This is a genomic window from Sphingobacteriaceae bacterium (assembly GCA_016715905.1).
GTDB lineage: Bacteria > Bacteroidota > Bacteroidia > B-17B0 > Aurantibacillaceae > Aurantibacillus.
The window spans coordinates 355,222-374,526 of the sequence record JADJXI010000017.1; the positions used below are offsets into that span (position 1 = coordinate 355,222).

15 protein-coding genes are annotated in these 19,305 nt (G+C 34.6%); 9 read left to right on the forward strand and 6 right to left on the reverse strand.

Annotated elements, in window-relative coordinates; translation table 11 throughout:
• The first annotated feature begins 52 nt into the window (after window positions 1-52).
• From IPM51_14020 to IPM51_14040, 5 genes are all read left to right on the forward strand, one after another.
• Window positions 53-1,369, forward strand: coding sequence for an adenosylhomocysteinase (locus tag IPM51_14020; protein ID MBK9285415.1), 1,317 nt, complete (start codon window positions 53-55; stop codon window positions 1,367-1,369).
• A 367-nt stretch (window positions 1,370-1,736) separates the two neighbouring features.
• Window positions 1,737-3,221: a tetratricopeptide repeat protein gene (locus IPM51_14025; protein ID MBK9285416.1), complete on the forward strand. Its 1,485-nt coding sequence runs from the start codon at window positions 1,737-1,739 to the stop codon at window positions 3,219-3,221.
• Between the two features lie 67 nt (window positions 3,222-3,288).
• A complete protein-coding gene (locus IPM51_14030; GenBank protein ID MBK9285417.1) occupies window positions 3,289-4,842 on the forward strand; it encodes a tetratricopeptide repeat protein in 1,554 nt (517 codons plus the stop codon).
• Window positions 4,843-5,032: 190 nt separating this feature from the next.
• Window positions 5,033-6,631, forward strand: coding sequence for a tetratricopeptide repeat protein (locus IPM51_14035; GenBank protein ID MBK9285418.1), 1,599 nt, complete (start codon window positions 5,033-5,035; stop codon window positions 6,629-6,631).
• A 76-nt stretch (window positions 6,632-6,707) separates the two neighbouring features.
• Complete coding sequence (locus IPM51_14040; GenBank protein ID MBK9285419.1) at window positions 6,708-8,021, forward strand: tetratricopeptide repeat protein; 1,314 nt, start codon at window positions 6,708-6,710, stop codon at window positions 8,019-8,021.
• 13 nt (window positions 8,022-8,034) lie between these two features.
• Here the strand turns inward: IPM51_14040 and IPM51_14045 are convergent, their stop codons facing one another.
• From IPM51_14045 to IPM51_14070, 6 genes are all read right to left on the reverse strand, one after another.
• The gene (locus IPM51_14045; protein MBK9285420.1) at window positions 8,035-9,903 is read right to left on the reverse strand and encodes a caspase family protein; all 1,869 of its coding nucleotides are present in this window, start codon (window positions 9,901-9,903) and stop codon (window positions 8,035-8,037) included.
• 87 nt (window positions 9,904-9,990) lie between these two features.
• Complete coding sequence (locus tag IPM51_14050) at window positions 9,991-10,476, reverse strand: IPExxxVDY family protein (GenBank protein MBK9285421.1); 486 nt, start codon at window positions 10,474-10,476, stop codon at window positions 9,991-9,993.
• Window positions 10,454-11,185 (reverse strand): ribonuclease III, encoded by a 732-nt coding sequence (gene rnc / locus IPM51_14055; protein MBK9285422.1) that lies wholly within the window; start codon window positions 11,183-11,185, stop codon window positions 10,454-10,456. The genes IPM51_14050 and rnc overlap by 23 nt, the downstream gene beginning before the upstream one ends.
• Before the next feature lie 20 nt (window positions 11,186-11,205).
• Window positions 11,206-12,456, reverse strand: coding sequence for a beta-ketoacyl-ACP synthase II (gene fabF, locus IPM51_14060; protein MBK9285423.1), 1,251 nt, complete (start codon window positions 12,454-12,456; stop codon window positions 11,206-11,208).
• Window positions 12,457-12,462: 6 nt separating this feature from the next.
• Entirely contained in the window at window positions 12,463-12,702 is a 240-nt protein-coding gene (locus IPM51_14065) for an acyl carrier protein (GenBank protein MBK9285424.1), read from the reverse strand.
• 167 nt (window positions 12,703-12,869) lie between these two features.
• On the reverse strand, window positions 12,870-13,160 hold the full coding sequence (locus IPM51_14070) for a hypothetical protein (GenBank protein ID MBK9285425.1): 291 nt from the start codon (window positions 13,158-13,160) through the stop codon (window positions 12,870-12,872).
• A 190-nt stretch (window positions 13,161-13,350) separates the two neighbouring features.
• Here IPM51_14070 and rimP point away from each other — a divergent pair, with 190 nt between their 5' ends.
• From rimP to IPM51_14090, 4 genes are all read left to right on the forward strand, one after another.
• On the forward strand, window positions 13,351-13,812 hold the full coding sequence (gene rimP / locus IPM51_14075) for a ribosome assembly cofactor RimP (GenBank protein MBK9285426.1): 462 nt from the start codon (window positions 13,351-13,353) through the stop codon (window positions 13,810-13,812).
• 11 nt (window positions 13,813-13,823) lie between these two features.
• On the forward strand, window positions 13,824-15,083 hold the full coding sequence (nusA, locus tag IPM51_14080) for a transcription termination/antitermination protein NusA (GenBank protein MBK9285427.1): 1,260 nt from the start codon (window positions 13,824-13,826) through the stop codon (window positions 15,081-15,083).
• Window positions 15,084-15,148: 65 nt separating this feature from the next.
• Entirely contained in the window at window positions 15,149-17,908 is a 2,760-nt protein-coding gene (gene infB, locus IPM51_14085; protein MBK9285428.1) for a translation initiation factor IF-2, read from the forward strand.
• 7 nt (window positions 17,909-17,915) lie between these two features.
• Complete coding sequence (locus IPM51_14090; protein ID MBK9285429.1) at window positions 17,916-19,130, forward strand: T9SS type A sorting domain-containing protein; 1,215 nt, start codon at window positions 17,916-17,918, stop codon at window positions 19,128-19,130.
• Window positions 19,131-19,305: the final 175 nt, after the last annotated feature.

The following is a 19,305-nucleotide window of genomic DNA, read 5'->3' on the forward strand; positions in this document are numbered from 1 at the left end:
TTATGAATATCTTTGTAATCCTTTAAAAATAAAATAATTAAACTAAAATAAAATGGCAGTAACAGCAACAAAATTTATCAAAAGTAAGGTTAAAGACATGAGCCTTGCAGAATGGGGTAGAAAAGAAATAAAATTAGCCGAGGAAGAAATGCCTGGATTAATGAGTCTTCGTAAAGAATACGGAGCGAGCAAACCATTAAAAGGTGCACGTATTGCAGGTTGCTTACACATGACCATACAAACAGCGGTACTTATTGAGACACTTACTGCTTTAGGTGCAGAAGTTACCTGGAGCTCATGTAATATTTTCTCTACGCAAGATCATGCTGCCGCCGCAATCGCCGCTGCAGGAATTCAGGTTTATGCCTGGAAAGGTATGACTGCTGAAGAATTTGACTGGTGTATAGAACAAACATTATGGTTTGGGGAAGATCGTAAACCTTTAAATATGATTTTAGATGACGGTGGAGATTTAACTAATATGGTATTTGATAAATACCCTGAATTAGCCGCAGGCATAAAAGGACTTTCAGAAGAAACTACAACAGGTGTACATCGTTTACATGAGCGTATGGCTAAGGGAACTTTGTTGGTTCCGGCTATCAACATCAACGACTCTGTAACCAAATCAAAATTCGATAACAAATACGGTTGCAGAGAAAGTTTAGTGGATGCTATTCGTCGTGCTACCGATGTAATGATGGCAGGTAAAATTGCTGTTGTTGCCGGATATGGTGATGTTGGTAAAGGAAGTGCTGAATCATTATCATCACAAGGTGTTCGTGTTACAGTAACTGAAATTGATCCTATTTGTGCATTACAAGCTGCAATGGATGGATATGAGGTGAAGAAGATGGATGATGCTGTGAAGAATGCAGATATCATTGTAACTACAACAGGAAATAAAGACATCGTTGTTGGTCGTCATTTTGAATCCATGAAGCACGGTGCTATTGTTTGTAACATTGGTCACTTCGATACTGAAATTGATATGGCTTGGTTAAATAGTAAATACGGTAAAACCAAAGACACCATTAAACCTCAGGTGGATAAATACACTATTAACGGAAAGGATATTATTGTATTGGCAGAAGGTCGTTTAGTGAACTTGGGTTGCGCAACCGGACATCCAAGTTTTGTAATGAGTAATTCATTTACAAATCAAACTTTAGCACAATTAGAATTGTGGACTAATACAGCAGCTTACGAGAAAAAAGTATACGTATTGCCAAAAATATTAGATGAGAAAGTTGCTCGTTTACATTTAGCAAAAATTGGTGTGGAATTAGATACCTTAAACAAAGAACAAGCCGATTATATTGGTGTAAAAGTAGAGGGTCCGTATAAGACGGATGCTTATAGATACTAAATTTCAAATGTCATGCTGAGGTGAAACCCTGAGCTTGTCGATGGGAACGAAGCATCTGTTCTTTAGAATTATATAGCTCCGATTCCTCCTTACGTCGGAATGACATTTTAAAAACCTCGCTTTAGGGCGGGGTTTTTTTATTGTATAAATTTTGGTATTTTGTGAAGGTAAATGCCACTGATTTCACAAATAAAAATTTTATTTTTAAAAACTTTTGTAGTTCTTTTTTTCATTTGGAGCAATCTCTTTTCGCAGAACAAAACGATTGACTCATTGAAGTTGGCCATTACGCAAGAAGAATTCAAATGGCGCAGATACCTTCTGAAAAGAGGGTTTCTTTTATGTTCAATAAATTGTTGAAAGGGGGATGAGAAACTTTGCGCTATTATTAATTCTTCAGTTTCAACTCAATACAATTGGGCAGAACATCGACTCCCTTAAACTCGCTCTTAATAATGCAAAGCATGATAGTACAAAATGCTTAATACTTAAGTCCTTGTATTATGCAGAGAGTGATAACAAAGTTAAAATGGAACTGACCAAAGAAAGGTTACAGATTGCAGAATTAAATCTTGCTAAGAATAACAATACAGACCATAACTTTTTTCTAAAACAAAAAGGTGCCTGCTTTAACCAATTTGGACTTATTTATAAAGAACAAGGCGATATATCTAAGGCTTTAAACTATCATCACAAGAGCTTAAAGGTTTCTGAGGAGATTGGGAATAAAATTGGAATATCAATTTCTTTAAATAACATTGGGACTGTTTATTTTATGCAAGGCGATATCCCAAAAGCATTGGATTATTACCACAAGAGTTTAAAGATGCATGAGCTGATTATGGATAAAATAGGAATAGCAGGTTCTTTAAACAACATCGGGAATATTTATAAAGATCAGGGCGATCATTCTAAAGCAATAGAATATTATCAGAAGAGTTTAATTTTTATGGAGGAGATCGGGGAAAAAAGTGGAGTAGCAATTTGTTTGAACAACATTGGAGGAGTTTATTATTCTAATCGCGACACTTCCAACGCAATGGTTTATTTTCAAAGAAGTTTAAAGATTAGAGAAGAGGTCGGGAATAAACATGAATTGGCAGCTTCATTAAACAACATCGGAATACTTTATAAGCGCCAAGGCGAAAACATTAAAGCTTTAGAGTATTTTCATAAAAGTTTGAAAATTCAAGAGCAAATTGGAGATAAAAATGGAATCGCAAGTTCTTTACACAATATTGGGAATATTTATTATAGTCAAGGCAATCTAAAAGATGGACTTACTTATGCCAATAAAAGTATGCGATTAGCCATGGAATTGGGATTTCCGAAAAATATTCAAAATTCGTCTGAGCTCCTAAAATCAATTTTCCGAAAACAAAACAAATACAAAGAAGCTTTGCAGATGTATGAATTAGAAATAAAAATGCGCGATTCAATAAACAGCGAATCAACCCGTAAAGCGAGTATAAAAAATCAACTCAAATACGAATACGAAAAACAAGCTGCAGCCGATTCAGTGGCACACGCAAAAGAATCAGAAGTTAAAAACGCTGAAATAGCCAAACAAACAGCCGAGATCAAAGCCAAAAAAAATCAGCAATACGCATTGTTTGGCGGTTTGGGCTTAGTGTTAATTTTCGCGGGAGTCATGTTCAATCGCTTTAAAGTAACTCAAAAACAAAAAGGAATAATTGAAAGTCAAAAGTTAGAAGTAGAAAGTCAAAAGAAAATAGTGGAAGAAAAGCAAAAGGAAGTGTTGGATTCCATACATTATGCGCGAAGAATTCAAATGGCGCAGATACCGTCTGAAAAGAGGGTAGAAAGTACCTTGAATCGTTTGAGGAATTGAATTTTTCTTATAGCTTTATGTTTTGAAACATTTCCGATTAATATTTTTATTGATGGTCATGCTGAACTTGTTTCAGCATCTACAAGTTAATGCGCAAGACCATGTAATTGATTCTTTAAAACTCGCTCTTCAAAATGCTAAGCATGATACAACGCGTTGCAATATTCTAAACGCAATAATTGAATCAGAAAATGATGATGCGGTGTGGCCTAAATACAATGATCAATTAAAGGGAATTGCAGAAACAAATCTCAAAAAAACTCCACAAACCCACCCGGTGTACAAAATTTTTAATAAGCATTTGGCCGTAGCTCTTCATAGAATCGGGCATACATACAAAAGTCAAGGTGATATTCCAAAGGCTTTAGAAAATTTCAATAATAGTTTAAAAATATGTGAAGAGATAGGAGATAAAAAAGAAATCGCCACTTTATTAAACAACTTGGGAGTTATTTACTTTTATCAAGGTGATATCCAAAAAGCTTTAGAACAATATGCCAGAAGTTTAAAAATAAGAGAAGAGATAGGAGATAAGAGCGGAATCGCTTTTTCTTTAAATAATCTTGCGTTTATTTACCAAAAACAAGACGATATCCCAAATGCCTTGAAATACTTTAGTATGAGTTTAAAAATGCGAGAGGAAATTGGAGATAAAAAAGGAATAGCCACTGTTTTAAACAACATAGGGGCTATTTACTATGATCAAGGTGATCCTTTGAATACATCTTTTAAGCAAGATGCGCTCAGTGCTGGTTTCACTAAGGCTTTGGAGTATTTTGACAGGAGTTTAAAAATTAAGGAAGAGATTGGTGATAAATTAGGAACCGCTAATTTGTTAAACAACATTGGAGTTATTTACTCCGAGCATGGTGATCCTTCGGTTACATCTTCTAAGGAAGATGCGCTTAGTGCCGGTTTCACTAAAGCTTTGGAGTATTACGGTAAGAGTTTAAAAATACGAGAGGAAATCGGAGATAAAGAAGCAATAGCTGCTACTTTAAATAACATAGGGGTTATTTACATAAAACAAAAGAAATACAGTAAAGCTCTTGATTTTTGTACACGATCCATGAAGGCCAGCAGAGAAATTGGTTTTCCTCAATATATTAGAGACGCATCCGAACGACTCAATCAAATCTACAAAGCCACCGGCAATTACAAACTCGCTTTAGAAAATTACGAACTTTACATAAAAATGCGTGATAGCATTAACAACGAATCAACTCGCAAAGCGAGTATAAAAAACCAGCTTAAATACGAGTACGATAAACAGGCCGCCGCCGATTCTGTTGCGCACGCCAAAGACTCTGAAATAAAAAATGCCGAACTTGCCAAACAAACAGCCGAGATTAAAGCCAAAAAAAATCAGCAATACGCATTGTTTAGCGGTTTGGGCTTAGTGTTAATTTTCGCTGGAGTCATGTTCAATCGCTTTAAAGTAACTCAAAAACAAAAAGGAATAATTGAAAGTCAAAAGTCAGAAGTAGAAAGTCAAAAGAAAATAGTGGAAGAAAAGCAAAAGGAAGTGTTGGATTCCATACATTATGCGCGAAGAATTCAAATGGCGCAGATACCAAGTGAAAAAGTAGTAGAGAGGATATTAGCCAAATTAAAATCTTGAAGCATATATTAATTCCGCTTAAATAATTTTTTTATTCAAAGCATCCTTCAAAATTGTTTTTTCCTTTTTAGATATTCTCTAATTTGTCTAAAAACTGAAACTGATGCCGTTAAAACTAACATTTTCTATGGTATTTCCTCTAATTATGATTAATATTAATCTCTATTTAGCTTTTACCATAGTAAACAATATGAAAAATATTTTGCTCACATTTTTAATTGCTCAAGTTTCTTTGCCATTCAGTTGTTTTTCACAAAATTTGGATAGTTTATGGAAAGTTCATAACAACTTACACTTGACCGATACCACTAGACTTTTAGCCAATGAAGTGTTGCTTAGACATTACCAAAATACATATAAAATAGATACAGCCGTTTGGTTATCAGAGCAACAAGTTGAACTTGCGCTTTCAAGTAAAGACACTTCTTGGATTGCTTATTCTTTTTTTAATCACGGTTTCACTCAAATAATGAAAGACAATCACCAAGAGGCGATCAAAAGCTACAAAAAAGCACTTACACTTTATAGTATAAGGAAAAAAGGTAATTACGCTAATGCTTTAAATAATATTGCTTTTGGTTATTATAAAATAGCTAAATATGATTCGGCAAAATACTTTTACAACTTGGCCTTAGATTATTTTGAAAAAAAGAGCGACAAAGAAAATATAGGCCGTTCGCTTAATCAATTGGCCTTAATTAATCAGGAAGAAGGCAACATTATGTTAGCCCTCGACTATTATTTTAAAGCGCTAAAAGTATTTGAATCAACAAACAACCAGAAAGGCATTTCTGTTTCATACATTAACATTGCCGGTTGTTATGAAGACTTAGGAGATATAGATATGTCGAAAGAGTATTATGAAAGAGCTTATTTTATTAAAATAAAATTGAAGGATGAATTGGGAATAGCCATTTGTCAAAGTAATCTTTCAAATTATTTTGAAACTGAAAGAAAGTTTGATACCGCAATTTCCTTATTAAAAAATTCCCTAGAAGTTTACAAAAAATACAAGAATACATCCAATTTGGCCATTACGTACTCTAGTTTAGGTACAATTTACTTAACGATGAGAAAATTTGATACGGCAGAAGAATATTATAAATTAGGAATAGAAACTGCCAAAGAGGCGGGATATAAATATGGTTTGGCAAGATTTCTGGGGGCCTATGGCAAATTGCATATTAGAAAACAAAATAACAAAGAAGCCATTAAACTTTGTTCGGAAGGCCTTGAAGTTTCCTTAAGCACCGGCCAATTAGATGGGCAAAGATTCAATTGTGAGTGTTTAAGTGCTGCTTACGAAAACACTAAAGATTTTGAAAAAGCTTTGCATTTTCATAAAAAGTCCATTTTATTAAGAGATTCTATTTCCAATGAAGAAAACAAAAAAGAAGCTGTACGAAAAATAATGAATTTTAATTTTACAAAAGCCAAGCTAAAAGATAGTTTGGAATTTGCACAAAAAAATGCGCTAAGTGCCATGAAAATTAATGAGCAACAAGCGCAATTAGAGAAAGATCGTGTACAAAAATATGCCCTTTACAGTGGCATGTTGCTGCTCTTTGTACTTGGACTTGTATCCTACAAAAGTTATACTAATAAGAAAAAAGACAATGATATAATTTCAAAACAGAAAGAAATAGTAGAACAACAAAAAATATTAGTGGAAGAAAAACAAAAAGAGATTTTAGATTCCATTCACTATGCTCGCAGAATTCAAATGGCGCAAATACCAAGTGAAAAAAGAGTTTTAGCACACTTAAACAAAACCACATCGAGGCATTAGCGAAATTTTAATTTCTTAAAATGCACGTTATACTTTTTTACCCTAAATAAATAATGTAATATTGTTCCATACAAAAATGAATAGGCCGTTACTTTTTATATCTTTCCTTCTTCTAACATTAAATATATGGAGTAATCGGATTGATTCACTTTTTCGCGTATTTTACAATGAAAAAAACGATTCGCTGCGCTTTGAAATGATTGGTCGTCTTATTGCTCATCAATCTATAAAAATTAGCGATGAAGAAGCGCATGTGTTAAATGACTTGGCCATTCACTACGCCGATAGTACCAATAACTTAAAAGGTAAAGGTTTTTTATACTTGCTAAAAGGCAAACACATTTTAAACTCTGAAAGTCCTAATCCTTACGAAGGAATTGAAATGGGTTACAAGGCGCTTGCATGCTATGAGGAGCTAAAAGACATAAAAGGAATTTCGACTTCCTATCAGTTGATGGGCTGGTTTTATCATCTTTCCGGAAACAATGAAGAAGCCCTTGTTTATACCTTAAAAGCGCTTGATCTGGCTGAAAAAAACAGAATAGATAAAGTAAAAAGTAATTGCTATAATAATTTAGGCGGTATCTATTCATCCTTAAAAGATTACTCTAAAAGTATAAAATGTTATAAAATGGCCGCAGCACTTGCTTTGCAAGAAAATAATTGGTCCAAGCTTGCACGTGTCTATGGAAATATTTCTGAAATATATACCAACATAGGTGAATATAACGAATCATTAAAATATCGAAAAAAGGCTATTGATTTGTTTAGAGAAAATCATTCAAGAGGTGGTGTTATATGGCATTATGCCGGCCTAGCCGAAATCTTGGTTCATCAAAAAAACTATAATAACGCTGAAAGATTTATTGACACGGTATACACCTTCGCAACCAAAGACAACTGGACCGAACTTCTCAAGACTTGTTATATGGTTCAGGAACTTTTATACAAAGCTACCGGAAATATTGAAAAGGCTTATCATTTCAATAAAGCCTATCATTCATTAAATGATTCTTTAAATAGTGCTTATAATTTAAATAAAATTTCAGAACTAAAATTATTTTATGAAAAACAAAAAAATGAAAAGTTAAAAGAATTGGAAGAAATTGCAGCCAAAGAAAAACACAATGCCGCACTTCAAAAACAGCAAATTATCCTAACGGGTGTAATCATTGTTCTTGCCTTAATCTCCATTTTTGTTTTGTTCATTTATCGATCATTAATGCTTGTAAAGAAAAAGAAAGCCGAACTCGAACATAAAAATAAAATAATTGAAGAAAAACAAAAGGAGATATTAGATTCTATGCAGTACGCTCGAAGAATTCAAATGGCTCAAATTCCTAATGAAAACAGAGTGGAACTTCAATTAAAAAGAACTAGGTTAAAGTAATTCCAAATTAAGCCTATAGTCCCATATCTTTCCAGTTATCAATAATATCTTTTCCAACAAGGGTTTGCGGCGACTGAGATTTTTTATTAATCAAAATGGATTGTTGCGAAACATTAGTTTGAATATAATCCGACAACTCCCCTATCCTAAACTCCCCTTTTGATTCTTTAATTTTTTTAAGTAAAAAATAAGTGAACATGCCATGTTTTTTTTCAGAAAAAGGAAAGGCAGTTTCGTCGCCTGTACTGGCACTAAACAAAACTGTTTTTCCAAAAACAGCAAGTCCTTTGGGTTTTATCTTTACTCCCCTTGCTTGAACTAACATGTCGGCTCCTTCAGATCTCGCGTTGCCACTAAAGCATGCATCAATAAAAACAAATATAGGTTGCTCTGTTGCTTTTTGAATTGAATTCAAATAATCTGATAAATTAATTGCGGTTAAAATATTTTCCGCGTTTCCGTCTGTGGGCAAGATAAAAGATTGTTTGCTTTGTTCATCAGGTAATCCATGTCCCGCATAGTATACTATAAATTTAGCGTCTTGATCAAAAGCTTTAGCAACGTCGCTTAGCCACTTAATACCATCCAGCATCTGCCCATAGGTTGCATTTTTCAAAAGCCGTATATTTTTGGCTGGAATCCCCATCGTTTTTTCAAGGTAAGAATTGAATATTAAAGCATCATTTAAAGCAAACTCAACTTGTGTTTCATTCAAATATTTTTCATTGCCTATAATCAGTGCAAAGGTTTTTTCATTTGATTTTCCGGTGATCGGAATTTCTACATCCACATCAGAAACAAGGTCGGGCAATTTTTCTTTTTCAGACTTCTTAACCAGGTTTGGTTGAACATTTTCAAGCGTTCGTATATATCCTTCTTCCGTTAATTTACTGTTTATGTCAACCGTTTTGGCTTGAGAGAATCCGAATTTACCATGCTTTTCTTTTGCAGTAATACTAAATGATAATTTACTACTTTGAAGCTCGCTATTAATAAAATAACGGTAGGCAACGGTTTGATGTTTGCCTGAATTTAATTCGCTAATTCGTTTATCTGTTCTTATTAATTTTCCCTCTTCATCAATAGCTCCCAGCAAAACAACACCTTTTTGATTGTTGTCTACTTTAATTTGAATATTCTCAGCTCTCCCCGCCCCCACATTTTGTACTATAAACAAAACATCTATCTGTTCATTTAAATCAATTCTATTATTTGGGTTTGGCGATAAGTTTTCAAGAACTGCAAATTTTGCCAATAGCAATTCGGGTTTAACGTACTCATCTGTTTTTATTTTAACCGATTGGCCTATGATTTTGATTTTATGCGTTAATTCTGTCACTTCCAATTTTAACTCTGCTTCTCCGGCCTTTAAAAGCAGTCCGCCATTAATATCAACGGTAAGTATTTCAACCCCTCCGCTTTTTTTAATATTCTTAAATTTTGTTGGCGATATAAATTCAATTTCTTTGGTTACTGAATATAAATTCAATTGCGCATCCGTTGCGTCTCCTTCTCCCGAATTTTTCACTTTCACCGACAACTGAATAGTTTCTCCTCCTTGTAATCTATTTTTAGAAAGTGTGATTTCTTCAATACTTAAAATTGGAGGTGCGCGGCGCACAGGTTTAATTTGGCTTTGTCTTGTCCAAACTTCTTTTGATCCATTTATAAAAATAATTTGCGATTCGCTTGTTGCCACAAATTCGAATTCGTCTTTTTTGTATTTATTTTTAGCTATATGATTATACTTGTTTTGTGCTTCTTTATCTTCACAACCTTTTACTAAATAATCATTGCCACTTTTTATCAGGTTTACACAAATGTTTTTATCGGTAATTAGCCAGGTTCCTTCCAATTCAAATTTTGTTTGTGCGTTAATCAAAAAGGTAAGGGTTTGAATTAAACCACATATAAATAATATTATCGACCTAGTACTAATTAACATAGCAAGTAAAGGTAGTGATAAATACTAAAAAACAAGATTTGAGCGGCTGCTTAATTGCTGTGGTTCAATGTGCTGAATTTGTAAAATTTCTTTGATTGACTTTAACTTATCTGCTATTTTAAACTTATACAAATGCAAATCTTCTCCCTTAATTAAAATAAAATAATTTATTTTAGGTAACTCTTTAATTAATTTAGCACTTTCTTCCACAGCGGTTCCTGAAAATAAATCATCTGCTTTTCCCTCTTGTGATTTTTGAGTTTCTAAATTACTAACGTTAGCTATTAAATTAATTTCCAAGCCTAATTCCTCATCAAAATATTTGAACAGCGAAAAACTAAAAACGTTACCCGGTTTTAAATTGTAAGAAATATTATCACTCAGCGCCAAATCAATTACCAAAGTCCTGTTAATTTTTGAAACAATGCTATACTGATTCTCTTCGCTGATTATTCCAAAAAGCAAAAAATTAAAATTCTCCTCACTATTATTTAATACGTATTTTGCCATTTTCAATATCTTCCAATGTTAATTGTGCGGCCCTTTGTTCTGCATTTTTTTTACTGTGATTTTCAAAAATCACCCCGGCTTTATTGTCAACGTAAACCTGAACTGCATAAATTTTATTTGCCCCCACTCTCTTTTCACTAACTAATTTATATTCCAGTGAAACCTTATTTTTTTGACACCATATTTGCAACTGGCTTTTATAATCCTCATTTGTATTTACAAGCTCATCTAAATCTATGTGAAACTTAATAATTTTTTCAAGTACAAACTTTTTAGTTGCATTATACCCTTTGTCTAAATAAACCGCTCCAATAAAAGCCTCAAATGCATCGCCATACGCGCTTGATTTTGTTTTTTCCTCTTTATTCAAGCTGGTTTTTAAAAATTTATTAAAGCCAAATTTTAAGGCCAGGTTTTTAAGGTTTTGCCCATTAACAATTTTACTGCGCAATTGCGTTAAAAACCCTTCATCTTTATATGGATACTTTTTAAATAAATGTTCTGCTATAATTGCACCTAGTACCGCATCACCTAAAAACTCTAAACGCTCGTTACTGGTTTGATAATTGCCTTTTTTTGTTGTTACACTACTGTGTGATAAGGCTTGCACATATAAACTAAGATTTTTAGGAACAAAACCGCAAGTGTTTTTTATCCAACTTTTAAATTCCTTATCGCTTGCAGAATTTTTAAAGTTCAGTCGCGACAAAAAACTTTTTAATGCCAATGTTAGTTGTATTTTTTGAAAACCACTGCGGCATTATGTCCGCCAAAACCAAAAGTGTTACTGATAGCAGCTCTTACTTCTCTGGTTTGTTTTGTATTAAACGTAAGATTTAATTTTGGATCCAGTTCTGGATCGGGGTTTTCATTATTAATAGTTGGAGGAATAATTCCGTTTTTTATGGCGAGAATAGTAGCAATACCTTCAATGGCCCCTGCCGCTCCTAATAAGTGGCCGGTCATACTTTTGGTTGAGCTTATGTTCATTTTATATGCGCTTTCTCCAAAAACATTTTTAATTGCTTTTAATTCTGCTAAGTCGCCTAACGGTGTGCTAGTTCCATGTGTGTTGATATAGTCAATTTGATCCGGAGTAATTCCGGCATCTTTTAAGGCTCTTGTCATTACTAAAGTTGCGCCTAATCCTTCCGGGTGAGGTGCTGTAATATGATGAGCATCTGCGCTCATTCCTCCACCAATAATTTCAGCATAAATTTTTGCACCTCGTGCCAGAGCGTGTTCAAGTTCTTCAAGTATTATGGCTGCTCCACCTTCACCTAAAACAAAACCATCTCGGTCTTTATCATATGGGCGTGATGCTTTAGTTGGATTGTCGTTTCTAGTACTCATGGCCTGGCAGGCATTAAATCCACCAATTCCGCTTTCATTAATTGCAGCTTCACTTCCGCCACTAACAATGGCTACTGCTTTTCCCATTCGAATATAATTGAAAGCATCAATTAAAGCGTTTGTTGACGAAGCACAAGCCGAAACCGTTGTAAAATTTGGGCCGCGTAATCCAAATCGCATGGATATATGGCCACTACATATATCCGCAATCATTTTAGGAATAAAAAAAGGATTAAATCTAGGTGTTCCGTCGCCCTTTGCGAATGCAAAGGTTTCCGTTTGAAATGTATCTAAACCGCCAATTCCACTGCCCCAAATTACACCAACTTCATTTTTGTCCACTTTTTCAGAATCTATTCCGCTATCAGCAATAGCTTGCACGCTTGCGGCAATGCCATACCAAGTATAGGTATCAAGTTTTCTTGCTTCCTTACGGTCAAAATATTCTTCAGGATTAAACCCCTTTACTTCACAGGCAAATCGGGTTTTAAATTTAGACGCATCAAAACGTGTAATAGGCGCCGCACCGCTAACCCCTACAATTAGATTATTCCAATAATCGTTTACATTATTGCCTAATGGGGTTACGGCACCAAGTCCGGTAACTACTACACGTTTTAATTGCATTGAATTTTACTTTTTAGCGTTTGCTTCGATATAAGCAATTGCATCACCTACAGTGCTAATTTTTTCAGCCTGCTCATCAGGTATAGCAATGTTGAATTCCTTTTCGAATTCCATAATTAACTCAACAGTATCTAAAGAGTCAGCTCCTAAGTCGTTTGTAAAACTAGCCGTAGCAGATACTTCTTTTTCGTCAACTCCTAATTTATCAACGATGATCGATTTTACTTTGTTTGCAATGTCAGACATTATAGTTTAATTTAAATTTGGCACAAAAATAATAAATCATAGCTAAATCAAAATTTTTAGAGCAATTTTCTTTTTCAAAAGTGAATAATACCATCAGAATAAACGCAAAAAGCGCCTAACCCACTGATTATTAGGGCTAGACGCTTTTTTACTGCCGTATTAAAAGCTTAGGCGGTCTTTTTAATGACTCTTTGGTGGTGGTTTCGGCGTTCGCGGGCTACGCTCAAGTTGGGCCTGCTCTCTTTTTTCTCTTCTTTTACAAAGTGATTTGAAACGATATAGAAAACCAAACCGCCAATTATCACTCCTGCCATAATATACAAACCTTCAAAGCTTGAAAATTCATTACCTATAAAGGTTTGAAATTTTTCAACTATCCCTGCGCTTGCTCTTTGTGTCGATAAAAGCATTGTTCCCACCAGGAACAAAACTGCTTTATTGTTTAATAATGTTTTCATAGTATTTAGGTTTTACGAATTAATTAATGCTTGTTTATTACTAGAACGCAATAACCGTGCCTAAGGTTGGCGTTTTAACTTATTTTTTCATTTGAAATAATTTTTTTCTTTCAAAATAAATATCTACCTTTGTGGGGTAAAATAGAAATTAAGGAAGGGGACAAGAGTCCCCTATTTTATTGAAATTTTTTTGATAACAACAGATAAAATAGAAGCTATAACTACAGAGTATCTGAAAGATAAGGTAATTTATGTAACCGGAATCAGAATTTCCGATAACAACAATATTACCGTTTTTTTAGATGGAGACGAGGGCGTAAAAATTGCCGATTGCGTGGCTTTGAGCCGTTATATTGAATCCGAACTGGGAGATGATGAAAATTATAGCATTGATGTGAGTTCACATGGGGCAAGCGCACCGCTAATATTTCCTCGTCAATATAAACGGCACGTGGGCAGGGAGTTTGATATTAAATTAAACGACGGGTCAAAAATTTCTGCAGAGCTTGTCAATTGCAACGAGGAGGGGTTACACTTAAAATACAGCGTTCGCGAAAATAAGCCCATTGGAAAAGGTAAAATTACAGTAGAAAAAGAAATACAATTAAAATTCGAACAAATAAAAGAATCAAAAATTAAACTTAAATTTTAAAACTAAAAAACATGGAAAGCGTAAACCTTATTGAATCGTTTTCAGAATTTAAAGACATCAAAAACATCGACCGCGCTACGTTGATGAGTATTATTGAAGATGTTTTCAGAAGCATGCTGATTAAAAGATTTGGCAGCGATAAAAATTTTGATATCATTGTTAACCCCGATAAAGGAGATGTTGAAATATATAAAAACAGAAAAATAGTAGATGATGAGTTTGCTGAGGACTCATTTGATTTTGACGAAAACAAACACATTAGCTATACCGACGCTCAAAAAATTGAGCCGGATTTTGAAATTGGCGAAGAGGTTTCTGAAAAAGTTAAATTAGAAGATTTCGGCAGAAGAGCCGTGCTTTCTGTGCGTCAGAATTTAGTACAAAAAATTCTTGAGCTTGAAAAGAGCGAAATTTATAATAAATACAAAGAAAAAGTTGGCGATGTAATCACCGCCGAAGTATATCAGGTTTGGAAAAAAGAAATCATGTTGGTTGATGATGAGGGTAACGAATTGTTGTTGCCTAAAACCGAACAAATTCCTTCTGACTTCTTTAAAAAAGGCGATACGGTTAAAGCTGTTGTTTCTAAAGTAGATCTAAAAAACGGAACACCAAGCATTATTGTTTCCCGTACCTCTCCTGTTTTCTTAGAAAGATTATTCGAAAATGAAGTTCCTGAAATTTTTGATGGACTCATCACCATTAAAAAAATTGTTCGAGAGCCCGGTGAGCGAGCTAAAGTAGCAGTAGAAAGCTATGATGATCGAATTGATCCTGTAGGCGCTTGTGTAGGAATGAAGGGCTCTCGTATACATGGCATTGTGCGTGAATTAAAAAATGAAAATATTGATGTAATTAATTTTACCGCAAACTCAACGCTGTTAATTCAACGCGCTTTGAGTCCGGCCAAAATTACTTCTATTAAAATTGATGAAGATACTAAGCGCGCCGAAGTGTTTTTAAAACCTGATCAAATTAGTTTAGCTATTGGAAAAGGCGGGTATAATATAAAATTAGCCGGCAAATTAACCGGGTATGAAATCGATGTGTTTAGAGATACAGGCGCTGAAGTTGAAACCGAAGACGTAGATCTGGATGAGTTTTCAGACGAGATTGAAAGTGCTGTAATTGATCAGTTAAAGTCAATTGGCTGTGATACTGCAAAAGCGGTTCTTGAATTAAGTGATGAAGAATTAGTTCGCAGAACAGGAATTAATGAAGACACTTTAGCAAGCGTTAGAGAAATTCTTCAATCGGAATTTGAAGATTAATTTGTACAGATAAAATTTTGTTGGCGGCACTTGCCGTCAACTTTATAACAAGAGAATAATAAAATATGTCAGAAGCAGGTAAAACACTTCGATTAAGCAAAGTGGCTAAAGAATTCAATCTTTCGTTAGGTAAGATTGTGGAATTTTTGGCCTCGAAGGGTCGCGAAATTGAAAGTAATCCCAATGCAAAAATTGGCGATGATGAGTATAAACTTTTATTAAAAGAGTTTTCGGGCGATAAGTCTGCTAAAGAAGAGGCAGAAAGTGTTTCTCAAAACATCAGCAAAGTTAAACGCGAAACTATTATTTTAGATGAAATAAAAGCGAAGAAAACTAAGGAAGAAGAAATTGCCGACGAAGTGGTAATTAAAGATCTGACTATACCAAAAACAGAATCAGAACCTGCAATTAAGGAAAAAGCGGAGCCCGAACTCATTAAGCAAGATATTGAAAACTTAGATGGCCCTAAAGTTGTAGGTAAGGTTAATCTTGATTCTATTAACTCTAAATCATCAAAAAAGAAGAAAGAAGACGCCGTTTCTAAAAAAGAAGATGAAAAAGAAATAAATAAAATTCAGGATATAAAAGAAGAGCGTGTAGTTGAAACTACGGAAGAAATAGCGCCCGAACACATCGAGACAAAATTTGAAAAACTAGAAGGGCCAAAAATTTTAGGAAAGGTTGAATTACCTGTGGCTAAAGAGCCGGCTAAAAAAGGAGGAGATGACTCGGCCGAGAAGAAAAAACGTAAGCGTATTCGTAAGGGCGGTTTATCAGAAGAGGAAATTAAAAAAGTAGGTACCGAACAAGCAAAAATTGCCAAAGAAAGAGCTAAAGAAAAATACGGTGACCCAAGGGCAAGACAAAAAAGTAATAGTGGCAGCGGAACAAATCAAAATCAAAATAAACCGCGACACGAATTAACTGACGAAGAAATTCAAAAACAAATTAAAGATACTTTAGCGCGCTTAAGCGAAAAAGGTTCAAAATCTAAAACCTCTAAATACAGAAGAGAAAAAAGAGATGAGGTAAGAGAGCGTTTAGATAAAGAAGCCGAAATGATGGAGGCTGACAAAAAAGTACTTCGCGTGGCTGAATTTGTAAGCGCTAATCAAATGGCTCAAATGATGAGTGTGCCTGTAACACAAATTATTTCAGCTTGTATGTCATTGGGCTTATTTGTGTCTATTAATCAGCGATTAGATGCTGAAACAATAGCTATTGTGGCTGAAGAGTTTGGTTATAAAGTAGAATTTGCTTCGGCAGAAGATGTTGAAACAGTAATAGAAGAAACGGATAAACCCGAAGACTTAATTTCTCGTCCTCCTATTGTAACCGTAATGGGTCACGTTGATCATGGTAAAACTTCTTTGCTTGACTTTATACGTAAAGCCAATGTAGTTGCCGGTGAGGCTGGAGGAATTACCCAACACATCGGGGCTTATAATGTTGGTCTTCCGAATGGAAAAAGTTTAACCTTTTTAGATACTCCAGGTCACGAAGCGTTTACCGCAATGCGTGCGCGTGGAGCTAAGGTTACCGACATTGCTATTATTGTTGTGGCTGCCGATGATTCGATAATGCCTCAAACTAAAGAAGCCATAAATCACGCACAGGCTGCCGGAGTACCCATGATTTTTGCAATTAATAAAATTGATAAGCCCGGTGCAAATCCCGATAAAATACGTGAAGGCTTATCGGCTATGAATATTTTAGTGGAAGAGTGGGGCGGCAAATTTCAATGTCAGGAAGTGTCTGCTAAAAAAGGATTAAACATTGATTTATTATTGGAAAAAGTTCTTCTCGAAGCAGAAATGATGGATTTAAAAGCAAATCCAAAAAGAAAAGCTCAGGGTAGTGTGATTGAAGCCAGTATGGAAGAAGGAAGAGGTTATGTTTCTACTATTTTAGTACAAACAGGAACCTTAAAAATTGGTGACATAATTTTGGCGGGTTCATTTAGCGGAAGAGTAAGAGCCATGTTTAATGAGCGCGGTCAAAAAGTAGATTTTGCCGAACCTTCTCATCCGGTAAAAGTTTTAGGTTTAAGTGGTGCCCCTACCGCCGGCGACAAATTTAATGTGATGGAAGATGAACGAGAGGCCAGAGAAATTGCCAATAAACGTCTTCAGTTACAACGTGAACAAGGTATTCGTACACATAAACACATCACCCTTGATGAAATTGGAAGAAGACTGGCTATTGGTGATTTTAAAGAATTAAACGTAATTGTAAAAGGTGATGTGGACGGATCGATCGAGGCTCTTTCTGATTCCTTATTAAAATTGTCTACTGAAAAAATTGCGATTAATATCATTCACAAATCAGTTGGTGCAATTAGCGAAAGCGATGTTTTATTAGCCTCAGCATCCAACGCTATCATTATTGGCTTCCAGGTTAGACCTACAACCAGTGCCAGAAAATTAGCTGAGTCGGAAGAAATTGATATACGCCTCTACTCTATCATTTATGATGCAATTAATGAAATTAAAGCGGCCATGGAAGGCATGTTGGCTCCTGAATTTGAAGAAAAAATTGTATGTAATATTGAAATTAGAGAGGTGTTTAAAATTACTAAGGTTGGAACCGTTGCCGGTTGTTATGTGCTTGACGGAAAAGTTGGCCGCAATACCAAAGTAAGAGTTATTCGAAATGGAATTGTAATTCATACAGGAACTTTAGGGTCGCTTAAGCGATTTAAAGATGATGTAAAAGAAGTGGCTACGGGCTATGAGTGCGGATTAAATATTGATGGTTTTGATAATATTGAAGTTGGAGATATTATTGAAGGTTATGATATGGTCGAAATAAAGGCAAAACTTTAAATTGCTCTTGAGGTTTTTTAAAAAAATACTTCCGCCCTTTTGCTTTTTTTTTCATTTTTCTTTTTATGCACAAATAAGCGGTTGCACCGATCCCTTGGCAACCAACTTTAATTCACTGGCAACTTTAAATGATGGCAGCTGCCTTTATTCAGCAAGTTCAATTACACCATATTCTTCGTATAGCATTAGCGATAGTATTATTGAGACATCGGGTTTAATCTTTTGGAACGGAAATTTATTTACCCATAATGACAATACCGATAAGCTACTTTATCAATTAGATACGCTTAGTGGTGTTAAAATAAACACAATAAACTTAACGGTAAGAAATATTGATTGGGAAGAAGTTTCGCAGGATGCAAATTATATTTACGTTGGTGATTTTGGTAATAATGCTGGCAATCGAACCAATTTAAAAATTTTTCGGTTTAATAAGGCGGCTCTTTTGCAGAACAATATTATTGTTGACAGCATTCAATTTTCTTATAGTAATCAAGTAAACTTTAATCCACCTCCTAACAGCACCGATTTTGATTGCGAAGCATTTATAGTGGGCTCCGACAGCATTTATCTATTTACCAAACAGTGGGGAAGCAACAACACCTCTTTTTATTCTTTATCAAAAAATCCGGGAACTTATACGGCTAATTTGAGGGGAACAATCAATGTTCAGGGGCTAATCACGGGTGCGGTTCAAATAGAAAACAAATCTGCTATTGTGCTTTGCGGATATAACAATACCTTACAACCATTTCTTTTTTTATTATACGATTATACTGGAAATAATTTTGGCAGCGGAAACAAAAGAAAATTAAACCTCAACTTACCCTTCCACCAAATTGAAGGAATTGCTTATACAGGTGGAGAAAGATTTATTGTTACTAACGAAAAATTCGTTAATGGCCCAATTAATACATCCCAAAAAATTCATAAGCTAAACCTGAATAATTTTCTCAATAATTACCTAACCACTTCTTATTTGGAACGCTCATTCCGCAATAATCAGGTTAACATTTACCCGAATCCGGCAAATGAGCATTTTTGCATATTGGGAGCCAACCCTTCTTTTTTAGAAATTATAGATCTAAACGGAAAGGTTGTCAAATTTATTGCGGGTCCGTTTGACTCTATTTCAACATCTGATATTCAGCCGGGAATTTATTTTCTTAAAATAGTCGAAGGCCAAACTCAGCGCCAATTAAAGCTTCTTATACTTCATTAAACCGCGCTTTTAACGCGCATTAAGTTTAGTAAGTGCTTTTCATCATTCTATTATATTAAACCGCCTTAAATCGCTTTTATGATGCGCTTGTTTTGTTTTGAAACACGTTTCTGGAATAAAAGCATTGGTTATTTAGTTTTAATTCCACGATTTAATCAACACTTAAGTTAAGGAT